The organism is Luteimicrobium sp. DT211 (genome assembly GCF_049844995.1).
GTDB lineage: Bacteria > Actinomycetota > Actinomycetes > Actinomycetales > Cellulomonadaceae > Luteimicrobium.
Window position 1 is genome coordinate 667,246 of the sequence record NZ_JBNCMC010000001.1, and the last position, 20,058, is coordinate 687,303.

A 20,058-nucleotide genomic window follows, 5' to 3' on the forward strand; every position below is an offset into this window, starting at 1 on the left:
GCGTGCTGCTCTCCGACCGTGACATCCGTGCCGAGCTCGACGCCGGGCGCGTGGTCCTCGACCCGTACGAGCCGTCGATGCTGCAGCCGTCGAGCATCGACGTGCGCCTCGACAAGTTCTTCCGCCTCTTCGACAACCACCGGTACCCGTTCATCGACCCGTCGCAGGAGCAGCCGGAGCTGACGCGCCTCGTGGAGGCGAAGGGCGACGAGCCGCTGGTCCTGCACCCGGGCGAGTTCGTGCTGGGCTCGACGTTCGAGGCGGTGAGCCTGCCCGACGACGTCGCCGCCCGCCTCGAGGGCAAGTCCAGCCTGGGCCGGCTCGGCCTGCTGACGCACTCGACGGCCGGCTTCATCGACCCGGGATTCTCGGGGCACGTGACGCTCGAGCTGAGCAACGTCGCGACGCTCCCCATCACGCTGTGGCCCGGCATGAAGATCGGCCAGCTGTGCTTCTTCCGCCTGTCGTCGCCGGCGGAGCACCCGTACGGCAGCTCGACGTACGGCTCGCGGTACCAGGGCCAGCGTGGACCGACGGCGTCGCGCTCGTGGCAGAGCTTCCACCGCACGGAGGTCTAGCGTGTCCGACCTGTCCGCCGCCCCGACCCCCGAGGACCCGAGAGACTACGTGCCCGCCTCACCGCTCCCCCTCCTGCCCGCCGTCACGGCGGCCGCCCCCCTCGACCGCTCGCGCCACCTGCTGGGGTTCGCGTCCGAGGTGCTGCCCGACGAGGTCGAGGCCCTGGCGGTCAGCCGGTTCCCGGGTGCGCACTGGGACGTCGCCCCCGAGGGCATCGACCTCATCTCGGCGCCGGGACGGTGGGCGCGCCCCGGTGAGCCGGGCGTCCTCCGGCTCACCGCGAGCACGGTGCTGGTCGGCCCGTACGCGCCGCAGTTCACCGACGGGTTCGGCACGGGCCTGCCCGACCGCACCGCGTACGTGTTCGACGTGACGTGCGCGCGCGAGCGCGGCGAGCCGCCCTACCCGGGCGGCGGCGACCGGGACGGCCTCGGCCGCGCGTTCCCCGTGGGCCTCCCGGTGGGGGAGGAGGGCATCGTCGTCGACTGGCTCGTCGCCGCGGCGCGCCGGCTCGCGGGCGCCGTGCGGATCGACCTGGGCGGCGCCGTGAGCCCGGACGTCACGCTGGTGCCGGACCCCGACGCGAACGTCGACCTGACGCTCTTCACCGACGTGTGGCTCGAGCCGGAGGCCGCGCAGACTCTCGTGCGGCAGGTCGAGCCGGGCGCGCACCTCGCGATCGAGGGCGTCGAGTGGGCCGGGCCGCCGCGTATCGCCTACGACCCCGCGGCGCTCGGGATCGGGGAGCTGTCCGAGGACCAGGTGCGCGCCGTCCAGCACGCCGCCGACGAGGTCGACATGGCGACGCTCGCGCAGCCCATGACCCTCGAGGGCTACGCGGTCCTCCTGGACCTCGGCCCCGACGGCGTCGTCGCGGTCGAGGTCGGCGCGGAGCCGATCGTCCCCCTCGCGCTGCAGGGCCTGCCGTGGACGGCGGGCGGCGCGCTCGCGTACCACGTGCGGTGGGAGGCGCCGGACCTGGAGGGCTCGCAGCGCGAGGACCCGCCCCTCTCGCACGTGCTCGCCCGCACCCGCGCGCTGGGCGTCGTGGGCGAGGTCGCGGCCGCGCTGCAGCACGCCGTCGGCGGCGAGGTCGCGGACGAGGACGGGTTCCTCGTGGGGGTCGCCGACCTGGAGCAGGAGGCGGAGTAGCTCCCGTCCCGACCTGGCCTCCGGCTGGGGACGGCGATGGGGTCGGGTAGCCCTCCGCTTGGTACGATCCTTGCGGTCCCCCGGTCGTTCACGACCCCCGCCCCCGACAGGACGGAGCGGACGTGCTGCAGCTGCTCGTAGCCCATCTGCTGATGGTGCTGCTGGCGCCTGCGATCATCTCCTGGCTGGGCCGCCGAGGCTTCCTCGTGCTCGCCCTGGCCCCCGCCTCCGCGGCCGTCTACGCCCTCGCCTGCACCACGCGCGTCATGCACGGCGACGTGCCCGTGCAGCACTGGCAGTGGGTGCCGCAGCTCGGGCTGACCCTCACGTTCCGGCTCGACACGCTGTCGTGGCTCATGCTCCTGCTCGTGGGCGGCGTGGGGGCGCTCGTCCTCGTCTACTGCTCGGCCTACTTCGCGCCGTCGGCGCACGGGCTGCACCGCTTCGGGGCCACGCTCGTCGGGTTCGCGGGCGTCATGGTGGGGCTCGTCACCGCCGACGACATGCTGCTCCTCTTCGTGTTCTGGGAGCTCACGACGGTGGCGTCGTACCTGCTCATCGGTCACTACGCGGAACGCAAGGCGTCGCGACGCGCCGCCATGCAGGCCATCGTCATCACGACCGCGGGCGGCCTCGCGATGCTCGTCGGGGTCGTGATCCTCGGCGAGGCCGCCGGCACCTACTCGCTCTCGGAGGTGGTCGCCCACCCGCCGTCGGGCACGGCCGTGACCGCCGCGGTGGTGTGCCTGCTCGCCGGGGCCGCCACGAAGTCCGCGCTCATCCCGCTGCACTTCTGGCTCCCCGCGGCGATGGCCGCGCCCACCCCCGTGAGCGCCTACCTCCACGCCGCGGCGATGGTGAAGGCCGGCGTCTACCTCGTGGCGCGGTTCGCACCCGCGTACGCGCAGCTGACGGTCTGGCAGACGATCGTGATCGTGCTCGGCTGCGGCACGCTGCTCCTCGGGGGCTACCGCGCGCTGCGGCAGCACGACCTCAAGCTCGTCCTCGCGTTCGGCACGGTGAGCCAGCTCGGGCTCATCACCCTGCTCGTCGGGCTGGGCAGCCGGGCGACGGCGCTCGCGGGCATCGCGATGCTGGGCGCGCACGCGATGTTCAAGGCGTCGCTGTTCCTCGTGACCGGCGTCGTCGACGCCGCGACCGGCACGCGCGACCTTCGCCGCCTCACGGGCGTGGGCCGGAGGATGCCGGTCACGGCGACCGCGGGCGCGCTCGCGACGGCGTCCATGATCGGGCTCCCGCCGTTCGCCGGGTACGTCGCCAAGGAAGCCGGGCTCGAGGCGCTGCTCCACCCGGCCGGGACGCTCCCCGGCTGGGTCGACGGCGCCGTGCTGGCCGCCGTCGTCGTGGGCTCGATGCTCACCGTCGCCTACGGGCTGCGGTTCTTCTGGGGCGCGTTCGCGAGCAAGCAGGCCGATGCCGCGGCCCCGGAGCCGCCGATCGACCCGGCGAAGCTGCACGTCCAGTCGCCTTTCCTCACGGTGCCGCCGCTGGTCCTCGCGGTCCTCGGGCTTGCCGCCGCGCTGGTCCCGCACCTCGGCGAGCACCTGCTCTCGCCGTACGCCGACACGCTGCCCGTCGGCGAGCCGGGCCACCTGGCGCTCTGGGGCGGGCTCGGCCCCGCGCTCGGGCTGACCGTGCTCATCCTCGGCACCGGCGCGCTCGCCTGGTGGTGGCGGGTCCGCGTCGAGGGCTACCAGCTGCGGCTGAGCGGTGTGCTCCGGCGCTGGCGCGTGCCCGAGGCCGACGTCGTCTACCGGCGCTCCATGCGACGGCTCGACGACGCGGCGGCGGACGTCACGTCGTTCACCCAGCGCGGCTCGCTGCCGTTCTACCTGGGCGTCATCGTCGTCGTCATGGCGGCCGTGCCCGGGGCGGTCCTCGTGTCGCACACGTCCTGGCCCCAGGACCTGCGGGCCTGGGACACCCCCGCGCAGGTGGTGGCGGTGGCCGCGATCGGCGTGGCCGCCGTGCTCGCGGCCCGGTCGCGCCGGCGGCTCAAGGCCGTGTTCCTCGCGGGGATCGCGGGCTACGGCAACGCGGTGCTCTTCCTGCTGCACGGCGCGCCGGACCTCGCGCTCACGCAGGTCCTCGTCGAGACGGTGACGCTCGTCGTCATGGTGCTGGTGCTGCGCCGGCTGCCGCCGTACTTCTCCAACCGTCCGCTGGCGCGCAGCCGGTGGACCCGGCTCGCGATCGGCCTGCTCGCCGGGATCACGGTGATGGCGTTCGCGGTCGTCGCCCCGAACGCTCGCATGGCGCCGCCCGTCTCGGCGCAGTTCCCCGCCGAGGCGTACTCGTACGGCGGCGGCAAGAACATCGTCAACGTGACGCTCGTGGACATCCGTGCGTGGGACACGATGGGCGAGATCTCGGTGCTGCTCGTCGCGGCGACCGGCGTCGCGTCGCTCGTGTTCCTCCGGCGCCGCGGCGCCGCGATCCTGCGCGCCGAGGACTCCGAGCGGGCCCGCGTCGGCGACGAGGCGCCCGGGGTCTGGTCGGGCGGCACCGACGAGGACGACCGCGGCGCCGCGCTGCGCCGTCGGGGGACCGCGCCCGAGGCCTGGAGCCGGATGCAGACGTGGCTGCGGGCGAGCGCGACCCTGGCCCCGCGCCGTCGGTCGGTGATCTTCGAGGTCGTCGCGCGGCTGCTGTTCCACTCGATGATCGTCTACGCGGTCTTCCTGCTGTTCTCCGGCCACAACAACCCCGGCGGCGGCTTCGCGGCGGGCCTCGTCGTGGGGATCGCGCTCGTCGTCCGCTACCTCGCGGGCGGGCGCTACGAGCTCGGCGAGGCCGCGCCCGTCCAGCCCGGCGTGCTCCTGGGCACGGGCCTGTTCCTCGCCGTGGGCGTCGGCGTCGCCGCGATGCTCGCGGGCGGCCAGGTGCTGCAGTCCACCATCGTCGACCTGCACCTGCCGCTCGTCGGCGAGGTGCACCTGGTGACGTCCCTGTTCTTCGACGTCGGGGTGTTCCTCGTGGTGGTCGGCCTCGTCCTCGACATCCTCCGCTCGCTCGGCGCCGAGATCGACCGGCAGGCGGACGTCGATGCCCGCGCGGCGCGGGCGCAGGCCGGCGGCGGCCTCGAGGAGGCCCAGCGGTGACCGTCCTCGACACCACCCCCGCCGCCGTCCTCGTGCTCGCCATCGGCGTGCTCGTCACGACCGGCGTGTACCTGCTGCTCGAGCGCAGCCTCACGCGCGTGCTGATCGGCTTCATCCTGCTGGGCAACGGCGTCAACCTGCTGCTGCTCGTCGCGGGCGGCCGCGCCGGCGGGGCGCCGATCCTCGGCACGACCCCGCTGTGGCGCATGAGCGACCCCCTCGTGCAGGCCATGATCCTCACGGCGATCGTCATCACGCTCGGCCTCACGGCGTTCGTCCTCGCCATGGCCTACCGGTCCTGGCAGCTCCACGGCCACGACGAGGTCCAGGACGACGTCGAGGACCGCCGCATCGCCCGGCTCGCCGCGAAGAACGAGCCGAGCTTCGAGGACGCGGACGCCGTCGAGTCGGGCGAGACGCTCGACGAGGAGGCCGCGAGGACGCGGGACGAGACCGACGACGACATCGGCGGGAGCGGGCCCGGGGACGGACCCCGAGACGAGGAGGAGGCGACATGACCTGGTTCGACCTGAGCGCCACCGACCTCGTGCCGCTCCCCGTCGTCCTCCCTCTGCTGGCCGCCGGCCTCGCGCTCGCGTTCGCGCGGCGCCCGCGCGTCCAGCGGATCGTGAGCGTCGTCGCGCTCGCGGGTGTGCTGGCGGTGGGCGTGGCGCTCCTCGTCCTGACCGACGGGCGGACGCTCGTCGTCGACGTCGGGAACTGGGCCGCGCCCGTCGGCATCGACCTGGTCGCGGACCGCCTGAGCGCCCTCATGGTGACCGTCTCGAGCTTCGTCCTCCTGTGCGTCCTGCTGTACTCGCTGGCGCAGGGCGTGAGCGAGGAGGCCGCGGAGGAGACGGCGAGCATCCCGGTCTCGATCTACCACCCGACCTACCTGGTCCTCGCGGCGGGCGTCTGCAACGCGTTCCTCGCGGGCGACCTGTTCAACCTCTACGTCGGTTTCGAGATCCTGCTCGCGGCGAGCTACGTGCTGCTCACGCTCGGTGGGACGGGCGAGCGCATCCGCGCGGGCTCGATCTACGTGGTCGTGGCGTTGCTGTCCTCGGTCGTCTTCCTCATCGCCATCGCGCTCACCTATGCGGCCACGGGCACCGTGAACCTGGCGCAGCTCTCCGAGCGCCTGCCCGACGTCGAACCCGGGACCAGGCTCGCGATCCAGCTCCTGCTCCTGCTCGCGTTCGGGATCAAGGCGGCGATGTTCCCGGTGTCGGCGTGGCTGCCGGACTCCTACCCGACGGCGCCCGCGCCGGTCACGGCAGTGTTCGCCGGCCTGCTCACCAAGGTCGGCGTGTACGCGATCCTGCGCACGCAGACGCTGCTGTTCCCGACGGACCCTCGCATCGACCGGGGGCTCATGTGGGTCGCGCTACTCACGATGCTCGTCGGGATCCTCGGGGCGGTCGCGCAGGACGACATCAAGCGTCTGCTGTCGTTCACGCTCGTCAGCCACATCGGCTACATGATCTTCGGCATCGCGCTCGCGACCCAGCCCGGCACGGCTGCGGCGATCTTCTACGTCGTCCACCACATCACCGTCCAGACCGCGCTGTTCCTCGTCGTGGGGCTCGTCGAGCTGCGGGGCGGCTCGACGCGGCTCGACCGGCTCGGCGGCCTCGCCAAGCTCGCGCCCGGGCTCGCGATCCTGTTCTTCATCCCGGCCATGAACCTCGCCGGGATCCCGCCGCTGTCGGGGTTCCTCGGCAAGGTCGGGCTCGTCGAGGACGGCGTCCGCACGGGCGGGTTCCTCGCGTACACGCTGGTGGTGGGCTCGGTCGTGACGTCGCTGCTCACGCTCTACGCCATCGTCAAGGCGTGGAACAAGGCGTTCTGGCAGGAGGCCCCGCAGGAGATCTCGACCGACGCCCGCGTGCCGCGCGGCATGGTCGTCCCGACGGCGGCGCTCGTCGCGTTCGGCCTCGCGCTCACCGTGTTCGCCGGGCCCCTGTACTCGTACGCGGACCGCGCGGCCGCGGGCCTGCGCGACGGCTCCTACGTCGAGGCGGTGTTCCCGGGCGGCCACGACCGCGGGGTCGGGGAGTCCAACGAGACCGCGCCCAAGGCCGGGGCGCCGACCGGGCCCGCGGCCGACGTCGGCACGGGGGAGGGGACGCCGTGAGCCTGCACGTGCGCCGTCGGACGACGTGGCGCGAACGGCTGCGCCACCAGTGGTCGGCGATCCTCTGGCTCGCCGTCGTCTGGGTGCTGCTGTGGGGGTCCGTCACGTGGGGCAACGTCCTCGCGGGCGTCCTGGTCGGCGTTCTCGTCGTCGTGCTGCTGCCGCTCCCGCAGCTCCCGTTCCACGGGCACGTCCGCCCGCTGCGGGTGCTCGCGCTGCTCGCGCGGTTCGGGGCGGACCTCGTCGTGGCGTCGTTCCAGGTGGCGTGGCAGGCGATCCGGCCCGGGCGCCAGCCGCGCGGCGCCGTCGTCGGGGTGCGGCTGCGCAACCCGAGCGACATGTACCTCACCGTGACCGCGGAGCTGAGCTCGCTCGTGCCGGGGTCGCTCGTCGTGGAGGTGCACCGGCTGACCGGGATGCTCTACCTGCACGTGCTCGACCTCGAGGCCTACGGCGGCGTGGAGAAGGTGCGCGCCGACGTGCTCGACCTCGAGGCGCGGGTGCTGCGCGCGCTCGCCTCGGACGCCGAGCTCGAGGCCGCGGGGCTCGCGACCCGGACCGGAGGTGCGCCGTGACCGTCGTGTTCGTCGTCGCGATCGCCCTGCTGACCGTCGCCGCGGGGTGCGCGATCTACCGGGCCGAGCGTGGCCCGTCGATGCTCGACCGGACCGTCGCCCTCGACGTGTTCACCACGACGATCGTGGGCGCGATCGCGCTGGAGGCCGCGTACTCGCGGCGCGCCACGAGCATCCCGATCCTCGTCGTGATGTCGCTCGTCGCCTTCGTCGGCTCCGTGACGGTGGCGCGGTTCGCTGCCGTCGAGCGCGAGGAGGAGGGCCGGATCGAGCTGCCGCCGACCGACGACCGGGCCGAGGAGGCCGAGCGGTGAGCACCGGACTGAGCATCGACTGGAACGGCGTCGCGGACGTCGTGGCCGCGGTCTGCATGCTGCTCGGCGCGTTCCTCGCGTTCGCGGCCGGCATCGGCATCGTGCGGTTCCCCGACCTGCTGGCCCGCATGCACGCGGCCACGAAGCCGCAGGTGCTGGGGCTGATCCTCATGCTGATCGGGGTGGGGCTCCGGGTCCACGTGTGGTCGGTCGTCGGGATGCTCGTGCTCGTCGTCGTCTTCCAGCTGCTCACCGCGCCGGTCGCCGCGCACATGGTCGGGCGGGCGGGCTTCCGGACGGGCAAGGTCGTCCACGAGGACCTCGTCGTCGACGACCTGACCGCCGACCAGGAGGCCGCGCTCGTCGAGGAGGACGAGGCGGCAGGCGAGGTCGAGGGCCCGGCCGACGGCACGGAGAGCCCGCCGAGGTAGGCGCTACGCGACAGCGGCCCCCTCGCCCGGACGGGCGAGGGGGCCGCTGCGGTCCTGCCGGATCAGCGCGTCACGCGCACCGCCTTCCCGGTGACCTTGGCGGTCCCGAACCGGGAGTCACCCGCGTAGGACGTGGTGAGCGTCCACGTGCCCTTCGCGAGCTTCGGGAGCGTGACCGTCACGTGCCCCTTGGAGAGCGTGCCCGTCGCGGTCCAGGTGGACCTGCCCTTCTTGAGCGTGACCGTGACCTTGCCGGTCGGGCTGGGGAGCCCGCGGACCGCCGACGAGACGGTGACGCGGGCGGTGCCCTTCGCCCTGCTGGTCGGGGCCTTGGTCACGGAGACCGCGGCCTTCGCGGAGGCCTTGCGCACCGTGACGGTGAGGGAGCCGTGCGACGCCTTGTGGTAGGTGTCGCCCCCGTACGTCAGGGTGAGCGTCCGGCTGCCGGGCTGCAGCGAGCCGACGGCGAGCGTGACCGTGCCCTTGCCGCCCCGCAGGTCGGTCCAGCCGAGCTCCTTCGAGCCCGACTTCACGAGGACCTCACCGGTCGGGGTGGCCGTGCCGCCCTTGACGGTGACGCGGACGGTCCCGTTCGTGCCGTACGTCCACGAGGTGGCCGTCCCGGTGACCGTGGTCGCCGCGGGCGTGGTGCTCGCCGGCCGCGTGACCGTGAGCACGAACGACCGGTCGGACGGGGCGCGGGTCGCGTCTCCGAGGTACTGCGCGGAGACCGCGTACGTCCCTGCCACGGGCGTCCGGAAGGGCACGCAGCTCGCCTTCCCGGCGGTGACGGTCGCGTCGCACAGCGGCTCCTCGCCGTTGACGAACGTGACCGTGCCGGTCGCGTCGGCCGGGCTGACCGTCGCGGTGAGCGTGAGCTCCTTGCCCGCCTGGACCGTCACGTTCGACGCCTTGACGGACGTGGGCGTCCGCTCCGGCGTCGTCTGCGCCACGACCTTGACGGCCCGCTGCGCCTGCGCGACGTTCCCGTTGGCGTCGGACACGCTGTAGATCAGCGTGTACGTGCCGGGCTCGGCGGTGTCGACCGTGCCCGTGACCCGGAGGGCCGCGGTCACGTCGCCGTCGGTGTCGTCCTTCGCGGTGACGCCCGCCAGCGGGTCGAACACCTCACCCTGCTGGACGCTCGACGACGGCGGCAGCGTGATCACCGGCGGCGTGACGTCGGTCCCCCCGGCGCTCGCGACGAAGAACCCGCCGAACTGGTCGAGCTGGCCGAGGTCGTCGCCGGCCGCGTCGGTGCTGCTCGCGGTCCAGGCGTAGGGCTGGCCGGCCGTCAGGCCAGACCAGGTGACCGAGACAGGGAACCCGGACTTGCCGGTCGCCGTGCCGATCACGGTGTCGGTCGGGGTGACGACGGCCAGGCCGTCGGTCGCGAACGACGTCGTGCGGCTGGTCAGGTCGACCGGCACCGTGAAGTTGTCCTCCGAGCCGTCGTACCGGATCGGGGACTTCGTGTCGTACGTGTGGGTCCCGAACTCGTCGAAGAACGGCGAGTACGAGTCCACCGACATGGTGCTCTTCTTCGTGTCGAACTGCAGGAGCCGCAGGAAGCTCGCCCCGAACCGGAGCTTGTCGCCCGGCTTGTGGTCGAGCACCCCGTCGCCGTCCACGTCGATGTTCCCGCTCGCGTCGACGACGCACGTCGGGCAGTTCTCGGCCGTGAAGATCTTGCTGGCGGGCTGCTGGTACTCCTGGTAGTCGGCCAGCAGCTCGACGACCTTGTGCTGGACCTGCGGCCCGCTCACGGTGACGAGGTTCGTGCCGACGCCGTGGACGTGGCCCGCGAGCACGAGGAACACGTTGGGGTTGGCGGTGACGACCTTCTTGTAGAGGGGCGCGCCGTCGTCCCCGGTGTAGGCGGCGTCGCGCCCGTCCTTGTTCGACGACGCGTTGAGGTACGAGTGGGTGATGAGGATCCCGTTGCGGTCCTTGTACCGCTGGAAGATCGAGTTGGCCCAGTCGGCCTCCTCGTCGGTCACCCCGTAGGACAGGCCGACCGCGACGAAGTCGAGGCCGCCCGCGGAGAACAGGACGTAGCTGTCCTGGCTGTCCTCGCCCTGCGTCGTGGTGGCGCCGTCGGCCCCGGTGGTCTCGTCCTTGGTGTGGTACGAGGCGCCGGCCGGCCAGTCCTTCGCCTGGTCGTAGAAGCCCGCCGCCGAGAACGCCTGCGCGAACAGCGAGTCCGACCCGGTCTGCTGGCCGTTGTTGTCGTCGTGGTTGCCCGCGATCACCTGGGCGGGGACCCCCGAGCCGGCGAACGAGTCGATCACGCCGGACGCGAACGCGTTCTCCTTGGTGATCTCGTCGAGCTGGGTCGGGTAGACGAGCGTGCCGTCCGGGTTGGTCGCGTACGGGTCGACGACGTCCGAGTTGATCATGTCGCCCGTCATGGCGGCGTACGCGATCTTCTTGGGCTTGGCGTTCGCGATCGTCCAGCGCGCGGCGTCACGGTAGGCCGTGGCCCAGACCGCCTGCTCCTCCGCGGTCTCCACGCCCGACGACGTCGCGTACTCCGGGCTCGTCGGCATCTTCCCGGAGCCGCCCGCTGCGCCTTCCGCGATGAACTGCGGGTCGGTCCAGTGGACGAACGAGAAGTCGTAGTCGTCGGGGTCGTCGAAGTGGTTCGCGGTCTCGGCCGCCGAGGCGTCGCGTGCCGACAGGTCGTCGGCGAACGGGTCCAGCGCGAGCACGAGGACGTGCACGACGTCGCCGTCGATCTCGGCGGGCGTGACGTCGCCCTCGAGCGCGGTGTCGCCGTCCGAGGCGCCGCGCGCCGTGGCGATCTCCTTCCACGACGTCGACGCCGTGTCCCAGACGCGCAGGCTGACGCTGCGCTCGGGGTCGACCACGCCCGACCAGCGGACGTGGCGGTCGTCGTCGTACGACGGGACCGACACGTCGAACCGCTGGAACGGCATGCCCTCGTGGCTCGAGGGGCTGGTCGCCGTCTTCCCGTCCTCGGCCTGCTGGCCGTCGACCGTGCCGGCGTCGTCGTAGGTGAAGTCCAGCGCGGACGGGACGACGGGCACGGTGCCCTGGAAGCCGCCGGACGCGAGGCTCGCCTGCGCCTGCTTGAAGGTCGTGGTGACCTCGCCGCCGTCGGGCGCGTGCGCGATGGCCGACAGGGTGACCTTGCCGCCGCCCTGGCCGGTGTCGGTGCCGCCGCCGGTCGGGATCGTCGACGACGTGAACGGCACGGTCCACGCGATCGGGTGGCCGAACACGTCGGTCGCCGCGATCGTGAGGGCGTGCGCGCCGGCCGCGAGACCCGCGCCCACTCGCTGACCCGGCCGGACGCCGACGCCGTCGATCGCGTACGTCCAGCCGGTGGCCGCGCCCTGGTCCTTGACGACGACCGCGAGGTCGACCGGCTTGGTGAGCTTCTGCCCGGCCGCAGGGACCGACGACGTGAGCGCGACGTCCGTCTGGCGGGCGCCGAACGCGTCGAGGCTGAGCTGGGCCGCCTGTGCCGCGGTGAGCGGGGTGCTCCAGATGCGGGCCGCGGAGATCGTCGAGGCGGACAGCGACTCGATGCCGCCGCTGCTCGACGTGTCGGCGCCGATCACGAAGTTCTGGGACTTGGTCCCGTTCGGTGCTCCCGGCGCGCCCGTCTGGTCCGCCTGCGCGGCGAGCGAGCCGTTGAGGTAGAGCTTGATCGTCGCGCCGTCGTAGACCTGCACGGCGTCGTACCAGACGCCCGCGCGGATCGGCGCGGTCAGCGCGTGGTACGCACCGGCGACGTAGAAGTCGGCCTGGACGTTCGAGCCGTTGACGATGATCCCGAACCCGCCGGTGTTCTCCCCGGAGCAGGTCTTGTTGCCCGCGGCCGGCGGCAGCGTGCCGTCGAAGCGGAAGACGCACTCGGTCGAGTAGGTGGTCGTGAGCTGCGGCGCGCTGCCGCCGTCCCACGCGTCCTGCAGCGGGTAGAGGATGCCGTCCTTGCGCCCGTCGAAGGACGCGACCGACTTGTCGAGCGCGACGTCGGTGGAGACGACGGGCGACCCGGTCACGTCGGGCGTGCGGCCCGCGGCGTCGTCGGTGTAGGTGCCGTCGGACAGGTCGACGTCGAGCACGTCGGCCTTCGGCGCGTGCTCGACCGGCGCCGACGTCGCGCCGGCGAGCAGCGCGATCTGGTGCGCGGTGAGCGCCGAGTCCCAGATCCGCTCGGAGGCGACCGTGGCCTTGGACCAGCTCTCCATCGAGGAGCCGCCCGAGTTCTGGTCGGCGCCGATCCCGAGGAACTTGGCCCCGGACGGGCCGGTCGCGGTGCCGGTCTGGGCGGCGGCCTTGACCAGCTTGCCGTTCACGTACAGGCGGATGGAGGACCCGTCGTACTGCGCGACGACGTCCTGCCACACCCCGCTCGCGGCCGGGACCTTGACCGAGTGGTAGGCGCCGTCGACGTAGAACTCCCCGGCGAGGCTCGAGCCCGACACGTAGATCGACATGCCGCCGCCGTTCTCGCCGCCGCAGACCTTGTTGGCGGCGGCGACCGGCAGCGAGGCGTCGAGGCGGAACGTGCACTCGACCGTGTACGCCTTCGACAGGTTCGGGACGTGGTCGGGGTTCCACGCGTCGTCGGCCGCGAAGTCGTAGCCGTCGTCGACGCCGTCGAACGACGCGACCACGCGGTTGAGGTCCTTGTCGACCGCGAGCCGCGGCGCGCCGAAGCGGAGCGGCTGGCGGCTCTGCGCGTGGTCCACGGGAGAGCCGGCCGTGAAGTCGACGTCGAGGACGTCGGCGGCCGGCACCCCGTCGACCACGGGGGGCGTCACGACGACGGGCGGCGGGGCGGTCGCGCCGGTCCCGGGCGTGGTGAGCCACTGGGACCGGTCGGCGAGCGCCGCGACCTGGTCGGCGTCGAGCGCGGCGCTGAAGATGCGCGTCGCGGCGACGGTGACGGGGCTCTGGCGCTGGGCCGACGGACCGACCGTCACGTCGCCGCCGATCACGAAGCCGCGCGCGGTCGCGCTCGGTGCGCCGACCGTGCCGGGGTAGCTCCCGGACCCGGCGAGCGCGCCGTCGACGTAGAGCTTGAGCGACGTCCCGTCGTACGTGCCGACGACGTGGTACCAGTCGCCCTTCGTCAGCTCGGGCGACGTCACCGTCTTGTACGCGCCGCCGACGTAGGCCGACCAGACCAGGGCGGACTTGCCGCTGGGGACGTAGAACGCGTAGCCGCCGCCCTCGCGCCCGGCGCAGACGTCGTTCTCCGCTCCGTCCGCGCTGGCGGGGGACGCGGGGAGGTCGCCGTCGAAGCGGAAGTCGCACTCGATCGAGACCGAGGTCGTGAGGTTCGGGGACGCGGAGGAGTCCCACGCGTCCGAAAGGTCGTACCAGTACGCGTCGATGCCGCCGTCGAACGACGGCACGACGCGGTTCAGCTGCGGGTCGAGCGCGATGGCCGGCCGGCCGACGGTGTGGGCCTCGCGCCCCGCCGCGTGGTCGGTGGGGGTGCCGTCCGCGAAGTCGACGTCCAGGACGTCGGCCTGCGGCGGGGTGGAACCTGTGCTGGTGGGGGTCGTCTCGCTCGCGACGGCGTCGGCAACGGAGGCACCGATGATCGTGGTGCCTGCCACCGCCAACCCCGTGATCGTGGCGGCGAGCCGCCGCCACGATCGAGTCACGGGTCGTGATGTCACGCCTGCTCCTTGGTTGGGCGAATGTCGCACATTGCGCCCTGAGACCATCGGCCCGCGGCGAACTCCGGCTGGCCTGGGTGCCGCCGGCAGTCGAGAGTCCGCTGAACTTTGGGTGAGCGTCCGGTGACAGCCCCCTGGACGTCCGTCAGGACGTGGCGAGACTCGCGGCGCTCGCGGCGCGGCGGCGCCGTCGTGCCCGGGTGGCGGCGACGACGACGGCGCCCGCGATCCCGAGCCCGCCGGCGGTCAGCGCCAGGGGGACCCAGGCGGCCGTGCCGCCCGCGGTCCCGCCGACGAACGTCCAGTCGTGCGCGGTCTCGTCCTGCGCGTACGCGGCCTTCTGCCCGCCGGGCCCGGTGGCGAGGGTCGAGTAGAGCGGGCTCATGTCGGTGAGGAGTGTGAGCGTCACCGTCGCCCGCGCGACCGGCCGGGGGCAGCGGAAGTCCACGTCCACCCCGGCGGCGAGCACGTCCGCCTTCCGCGTGACGGAACCCGAGCACGCGTCGCCGCCCGCGGTCACGGCGACGTTCTCGAGCACGTAGTCGTCGAAGCGCCGGGACCGCTCGAGGACCGCCGGGTCGCCGTCCTGCGGGGTGACGGCGCCGTCGAGCAGGACGCGGTCGCGGGGCAGCAGCCCGAGGTGCGCCGCCAGGTAGCTGAGGTCGTCGGCGGCGCCCACCTGCCAGTGGACCCGGACGACGGCGGGCTCGGTGCGGCTCACGGTCGCGGTCGGCGGGGCGCCGAACGGGTGCGCCGACGCAGCGGGCGCGAGGATGCCGGCGACGGCCCCCGCCCCCAGCGCCGCGCCCGCGGCCACGGCGAGGGCCCGGCGGATCACGACGCCGTCCCGCGGGTCCACCGGTCCTCGACCCGGCCCCAGTGCCAGACGGCCAGGGCGACGAGCCAGCACACGACGAACAGCCCGACGATCACGAACCCGGCGTGGTCGAGGTCGATCCCGGCGACCCAGGCGAGCGGGCCGGTCTCGATCGAGAACCGGTCCGAGAGGACCCCGACCAGCTCGATCGTGCCCACGACGAGCGCGACGAGGACCGAGATCGTCGTGATCGTGAGGTTGTAGAAGACCTTGCGCGCCGGGCGGGCGAACGCCCAGCCGTACGCCGCGTTCATGAGGACGCCGTCGACCGTGTCCATGAGGCACATCCCGGCCGCGAAGAGCACCGGCAGGACGAGGACGGCGTAGAACGGCAGGGCGAACGCGGCGGCCCCGCCCGCGAGCACGAGCAGGCCGACCTCGGTCGCGGTGTCGAAGCCGAGCCCGAACAGGACGCCGACCGGGTAGATCCCCGCCGGCGTCCGGACCGTGCGCGTCAGGCCGCCCAGGAACCGGTTGAGCAGGCCGCGGCGCGCGAGCTGCTCCTCGAGCGCGGCGTCGTCGTGATCGCCGCGGCGCATCGCGCGAGCCACCCGGACGATCCCGACCAGGGCGGCGAGGTTGAGGATGCCGAGGACCCACAGGAACACCCCGGAGACCGTGGGCCCGACGACGCCCGTGACGGTGTGGAGCGTGGACGCGTCGTCCTGGAGCGGCCCGACGAGCGCCCGGACCCCGACCGAGAGCAGCAGCGCGAGGGTGAAGACGATCGTCGAGTGCCCGAGCGAGAACCAGAAGCCGACGGAGAGCGGCCTCCGGCCGGGGCTCCGCCCGCTCGCTCGGAGGGCGGCAGCGTCGCTCACGAGCTTGCGGGTCGTGTTGTCGATCGCCGCGATGTGGTCGGCGTCGAACGCGTGCCGCAGGCCGAACGAGTACGCCAGGATCCCCACGCCGACCGTGAACACCTGGTGGTCGCCGCCGAGCTCGAACCGGTGGGGAGACACGAGCGCGAGCAGGACGCCGAACCCGACCACGTGGAGCAGCACCACGACCGTGGCCATGCCCGCGAGCGAGCGCCCGTCGCCGGGTTCGAGACGGGCTCGCCCGGGTGCCGAGTCGGTCGTGGCGGTCGTCGTGGTCGTCCCGGTCGTGGTCACGGGGGCTCCGTTCGGGCTCGGTGCGGGGGCTGGCACGGTTGTTGCGCCCCCTCGTCAGGATGCGCCCGGCGCGATGATGCCGCCGAGCGCGAGGACGCTGATCGCGCCGCCGGCGAGCGCGATCGCCGCGCCCGTGACGAGCGGCACCGCGCGGGCGGCGCTCCGGAGGGCCGCCGTCGGGCGGGTGTGCGCCACGACGAAGGACCGGCCCCAGAGGGCCGCGAGACCGGCCGCGAACAGCACCGACGCGAGCCCGACGCCGAACGCGAGGACGAGGCCGACCGCCATCCCCGACCGCCCGGCGAAGATCCCCGTCACGAGCACGAGGAACGCCGACGGCGAAGGCGTCAGCGCGCCCGCGGCGCCCAGCGTCACGAGGGTGGGGCGGCTCACGGCCGGGGCGGTCGTCGTCGGGTGGTCGTGGTGATGACCGTCGTGGTCGTGGTCGTGGTCGTGGGCCGGGACGTCCGTCGGGCGCACGTGCGTGTGGGCGCGGCCGAACGGGCCGTGCCGGTGGGTGAGCGACCCGTCGGCCGCGCCGGGGGCTGGCGCGCGTCGGGCCCGGAGCACGAGGAGCACGCCGACGCCGACGACCGTCAGACCCGCCACGAGCTCCAGCACCCCGGTGAGCTGCTCGAGGTCGACGAGGCCGGACAGGTCGAAGAAGGTCCACAGGACCGCGAGAACGAGCACCGAAACGGTGTGCATGACGGCGACCGAGCCGCCGAGCCAGGCGGCGTCCCGTACGGTGCCGCGCGAGCCGACGAGGTAGGCGGCCGCGAGGCTCTTGCCGTGCCCCGGCCCGACGGCGTGCGCGGCGCCCGCGAGGAACGCGAACGCGAACGCGACGGGCGCGAAGTGCGGCGACGTGACGAAGCCGAGCATCGTGTCCGCGAGCCCGCCGAACGGCGACCAGTCGAGGAGGGAGGAAGCCACGCTGGGATGGAAGCGTGCGAGCCGGAACGCCGGCGTTCCGCGAGGTGGCCGGCGTCGGGCGGTCCGGTGAACGCTCCACGTCCCGGCGCGTCGGCGTTGGAATGTGCGGCCCCCTGCGGAAACCGGTCACCACTGATCCCGCTCCGCCGCGGCGCCCGAAGTGGCGAGAAACGACGCCGGTTTGCCCGGAAACAGCGAGAAACGCTTGCCCGTCGGCCACGACGATGCCTACGGTCCAGAAACCGGTTGCTGCCGTCGCTCGAGTCCGATGTGCGGTGGTTCGCCCCACGAGACACCGTGGTTCGTGGCGCTCGCGGCCGAGGCAAGTCCCGCATTCGACGACGAAAGTGAGGCACCACGATGCGACGGAAGGCATCACGACGGCTGCTGGCCGCGGGGGTGACGACGTCCATGGCAGCGGCGATCGGGATCGCCGCGCTGACGCTCCCCGGAGCGCAGGCGGCCGCGAGCGGAGCGAACGGCTTCGCGTCCCAGAACGGCGGCACCACGGGCGGCGCCGGCGGCGCGGTCGTCAAGGCGACGACCGGCACCGAGATCAACCAGGCCCTGTGCAGCCGGGCCGCGGACGACACTCCGCTGACGATCCAGGTCACGGGCACGATCACCCTCGACAACACCGACAAGGTCTCGGGCGACAGCTGCGACACGACCGGTGACGAGATCCAGTTCAAGGGCGTCAGCAACGTGACGCTGGTGGGCGCCGGGTCGGGCGCGACGTTCGACCAGATCGGCATCCACCTCCGCGACGCGCACAACGTCGTGATCCAGAACGTCACGGTCCAGAACGTCAAGAAGTCGAACGGCGCGACCTCCAACGGCGGCGACGCGATCGGCCTCGAGTCGGGCGTGTCCAACGTGTGGGTGGACCACGACACGCTCCTGGCGTCGGGCGGCGAGGACGAGGGCTACGACTCCCTGATCGACATGAAGTCCGGAACGACGTACGTCACGGTGTCGTACACGGTCTTCCGGAACTCCGGGCGGGGCGGCCTGGTCGGCCACAGCGACACCGACACGAACAACGGCCCAGTGACGTTCCACCACAACCTGTACGACCACATCGACTCGCGCACCCCGCTGCTGCGGGCGGCGACGGCCCACATCTACGACAACTACTACGTGGACCTCCAGAAGTCGGGCATCAACTCCCGCGACGGCGGCAAGGCCAAGGTCGAGAACAACTACTTCAAGGACTCCCAGGACCCGCTCGGCACGTTCTACACGGACAAGCCCGGGTTCTGGCAGGTCGCCGGGAACGTCTTCGACAACGTGACGTGGACGGCCGCGGACAGCGAGACCAACCCGGCCGGCTCGAACCCGACGTCGACCACCACCGTCGCGATCCCGTACTCCTACACGCTCGACGACGCGAGCTGCGTGCCCGACATCGTCGGGAAGACCGCAGGCGCGAACACCGGGCTGAAGGTGTCGGACGGTTCGTGCACGCCGACCAGCCCGCCGGCCACGGACGAGCCGACCACCCCGCCGACCGACGCGCCGACGGACCCGGCGACGACGGACCCGACCGACCCGTCGGACGGGGGCTCGGGCGACACCCCGAGCGGCGCCCCGACGCCGGGCAGCGGCGCGATCTACGTGGCGCCTTCGGGCACGGACAGCGCGGCCGGCACGGTCTCCGCGCCGACGACGCTCGCCTCCGCGGTCGCCAAGGTGAAGCCGGGCGGGCAGATCTTCCTGCGCGGCGGCACGTACAAGCTCTCCGACACGGTGACGATCCAGCCGGGCAACAGCGGAACGTCGTCGTCGCCGACGGTGCTCGCCGCGTACCCGGGCGAGAAGCCCGTCCTGGACTTCTCGGCGCAGACCGAGGACCCGGCCAACCGCGGCATCGAGCTCGGCGGTGACTACTGGCACTTCTACGGGTTCACCGTCCAGCACGCGGGGGACAACGGCATCCTCGTGGGCGGCGACCACAACGTGATCGAGCGCGTCGTCACGGCGGCCAACCGCGACACGGGTCTGCAGATCGCGCGTCTCGTCGCGGGTGCGCCCGCCTCCGAGTGGCCGTCGGACAACCTCGTGGTCAGCAGCGAGTCGCACGACAACGTCGACTCCGACGGCGAGGACGCGGACGGCTTCGCCGCGAAGCTGACCGCCGGGCCGGGCAACGTGTTCCGGTACGACGTCTCGCACAACAACATCGACGACGGCTGGGACCTGTACGCGAAGGACGAGACCGGACCCATCGGCGTCGTCACCATCGAGGACTCGCTGTCGTACCACAACGGCACCCTGACCGACGGGTCGCAGGCCGGCAGCGGGGACCGCAACGGGTTCAAGCTCGGCGGGTCGAAGATCGCCGACGACCACGTCGCGCTCCGGAACATCGCGTACGAGAACGGCCACGACGGGTTCACGTACAACAGCAACCCGGGCCACATGACGATCACGGACAACGTGAGCATCGGCAACGACGAGCGGAACTTCCACTGGGAGACCGGGACGTCGGTGTTCAGCGGCAACCTGTCCTGCGACAGCGGGTCGAACGACAAGATCGTCGGGACCGACGACGGCACGAACCACTGGTACACGGGCTCGAACAGCTCGGGCTGCTCCGCGTACGCGGGCGCGCTGGCCTGGTCGTTCGGCTCGGACGGGAAGCTCCACGTGACGTTCGGCGGCTCCGAGCCGACGGACCCGACCGACCCGCCCACGGACCCGACGGACCCGCCGACCGACCCGACGGACCCGCCGAGCGGGACCAACCTGAGCCTCGGCGCGGGTGCGGACGGCTCGAGCAAGGCCAGCGGGACGAGCTACGGGAACGCGATCGACGGTGACGCCTCGACCTACTGGTCGCCCAGCGGGTCCACCGGCACCCTCTCGGTGAAGTGGAGCTCGGCGAAGACCGTCTCGAAGGTCGTCGTGAAGGAGGCCGGCACGGCCGGCACCATCGGCGCCTGGAAGCTCGTGAACAACGACACCGGGGCCGTCCTCAAGACGGGCTCGGGCGCCGGGACGGTCTCGTTCTCGGCGACGTCGCTCACGAAGCTCAACTTCGTGATCACGAGCGCGTCCGGCACGCCGAAGCTCGCGGAGCTGGAGACGTACGCCGGCTGACGGCGCGCGTCCCATCCGCCGAGATACCGCGATCCGGCTGAGATACCGAGGGAGA

Annotated in this window: 13 protein-coding genes; 9 read left to right on the forward strand and 4 right to left on the reverse strand. The window is 72.8% G+C overall.

The window, feature by feature from the left end; translation table 11 throughout:
- Positions 1-2 precede the first annotated feature (2 nt).
- The 8 genes from dcd to mnhG all read left to right on the forward strand — a co-directional run bounded on the left by dcd (position 3) and on the right by mnhG (position 8,310).
- The gene (dcd, locus tag ACLQ14_RS03055) at positions 3-578 is read left to right on the forward strand and encodes a dCTP deaminase (RefSeq protein ID WP_425809744.1); all 576 of its coding nucleotides are present in this window, start codon (positions 3-5) and stop codon (positions 576-578) included.
- Position 579: 1 nt separating this feature from the next.
- Positions 580-1,731, forward strand: a complete 1,152-nt coding sequence (locus ACLQ14_RS03060) for a hypothetical protein (RefSeq protein WP_425809746.1) — start codon at positions 580-582, stop codon at positions 1,729-1,731.
- Positions 1,732-1,853: 122 nt separating this feature from the next.
- Positions 1,854-4,853, forward strand: coding sequence for a Na+/H+ antiporter subunit A (locus ACLQ14_RS03065; RefSeq protein WP_425809748.1), 3,000 nt, complete (start codon positions 1,854-1,856; stop codon positions 4,851-4,853).
- Positions 4,850-5,371, forward strand: coding sequence for a Na(+)/H(+) antiporter subunit C (locus ACLQ14_RS03070; protein ID WP_425809750.1), 522 nt, complete (start codon positions 4,850-4,852; stop codon positions 5,369-5,371). The genes ACLQ14_RS03065 and ACLQ14_RS03070 overlap by 4 nt, the downstream gene beginning before the upstream one ends.
- Positions 5,368-6,990 (forward strand): Na+/H+ antiporter subunit D, encoded by a 1,623-nt coding sequence (locus ACLQ14_RS03075; RefSeq protein ID WP_425809752.1) that lies wholly within the window; start codon positions 5,368-5,370, stop codon positions 6,988-6,990. The genes ACLQ14_RS03070 and ACLQ14_RS03075 overlap by 4 nt, the downstream gene beginning before the upstream one ends.
- Positions 6,987-7,565, forward strand: coding sequence for a Na+/H+ antiporter subunit E (locus tag ACLQ14_RS03080; RefSeq protein ID WP_425809754.1), 579 nt, complete (start codon positions 6,987-6,989; stop codon positions 7,563-7,565). The genes ACLQ14_RS03075 and ACLQ14_RS03080 overlap by 4 nt, the downstream gene beginning before the upstream one ends.
- Positions 7,562-7,879 (forward strand): monovalent cation/H+ antiporter complex subunit F, encoded by a 318-nt coding sequence (locus ACLQ14_RS03085; protein ID WP_425809756.1) that lies wholly within the window; start codon positions 7,562-7,564, stop codon positions 7,877-7,879. The genes ACLQ14_RS03080 and ACLQ14_RS03085 overlap by 4 nt, the downstream gene beginning before the upstream one ends.
- A 56-nt stretch (positions 7,880-7,935) precedes the next feature.
- Positions 7,936-8,310: a monovalent cation/H(+) antiporter subunit G gene (gene mnhG, locus ACLQ14_RS03090; protein WP_425810188.1), complete on the forward strand. Its 375-nt coding sequence runs from the start codon at positions 7,936-7,938 to the stop codon at positions 8,308-8,310.
- A gap of 62 nt (positions 8,311-8,372) precedes the next feature.
- Here mnhG and ACLQ14_RS03095 read toward each other — a convergent pair whose 3' ends face one another.
- The 4 genes from ACLQ14_RS03095 to ACLQ14_RS03110 form a co-directional block, all read right to left on the reverse strand.
- Positions 8,373-13,973, reverse strand: coding sequence for a LamG-like jellyroll fold domain-containing protein (locus ACLQ14_RS03095; protein ID WP_425809758.1), 5,601 nt, complete (start codon positions 13,971-13,973; stop codon positions 8,373-8,375).
- A 145-nt stretch (positions 13,974-14,118) separates the two neighbouring features.
- Complete coding sequence (locus ACLQ14_RS03100; RefSeq protein ID WP_425809760.1) at positions 14,119-14,832, reverse strand: hypothetical protein; 714 nt, start codon at positions 14,830-14,832, stop codon at positions 14,119-14,121.
- A complete protein-coding gene (locus ACLQ14_RS03105) occupies positions 14,808-15,965 on the reverse strand; it encodes a HoxN/HupN/NixA family nickel/cobalt transporter (protein WP_425809762.1) in 1,158 nt (385 codons plus the stop codon). The genes ACLQ14_RS03100 and ACLQ14_RS03105 overlap by 25 nt, the downstream gene beginning before the upstream one ends.
- A gap of 54 nt (positions 15,966-16,019) precedes the next feature.
- The gene (locus ACLQ14_RS03110) at positions 16,020-16,901 is read right to left on the reverse strand and encodes a hypothetical protein (RefSeq protein ID WP_425809764.1); all 882 of its coding nucleotides are present in this window, start codon (positions 16,899-16,901) and stop codon (positions 16,020-16,022) included.
- Positions 16,902-17,261: 360 nt separating this feature from the next.
- Between ACLQ14_RS03110 and ACLQ14_RS03115 the strand changes: the two genes are divergently transcribed.
- Positions 17,262-20,003, forward strand: coding sequence for a hypothetical protein (locus tag ACLQ14_RS03115; protein WP_425809766.1), 2,742 nt, complete (start codon positions 17,262-17,264; stop codon positions 20,001-20,003).
- Positions 20,004-20,058: the final 55 nt, after the last annotated feature.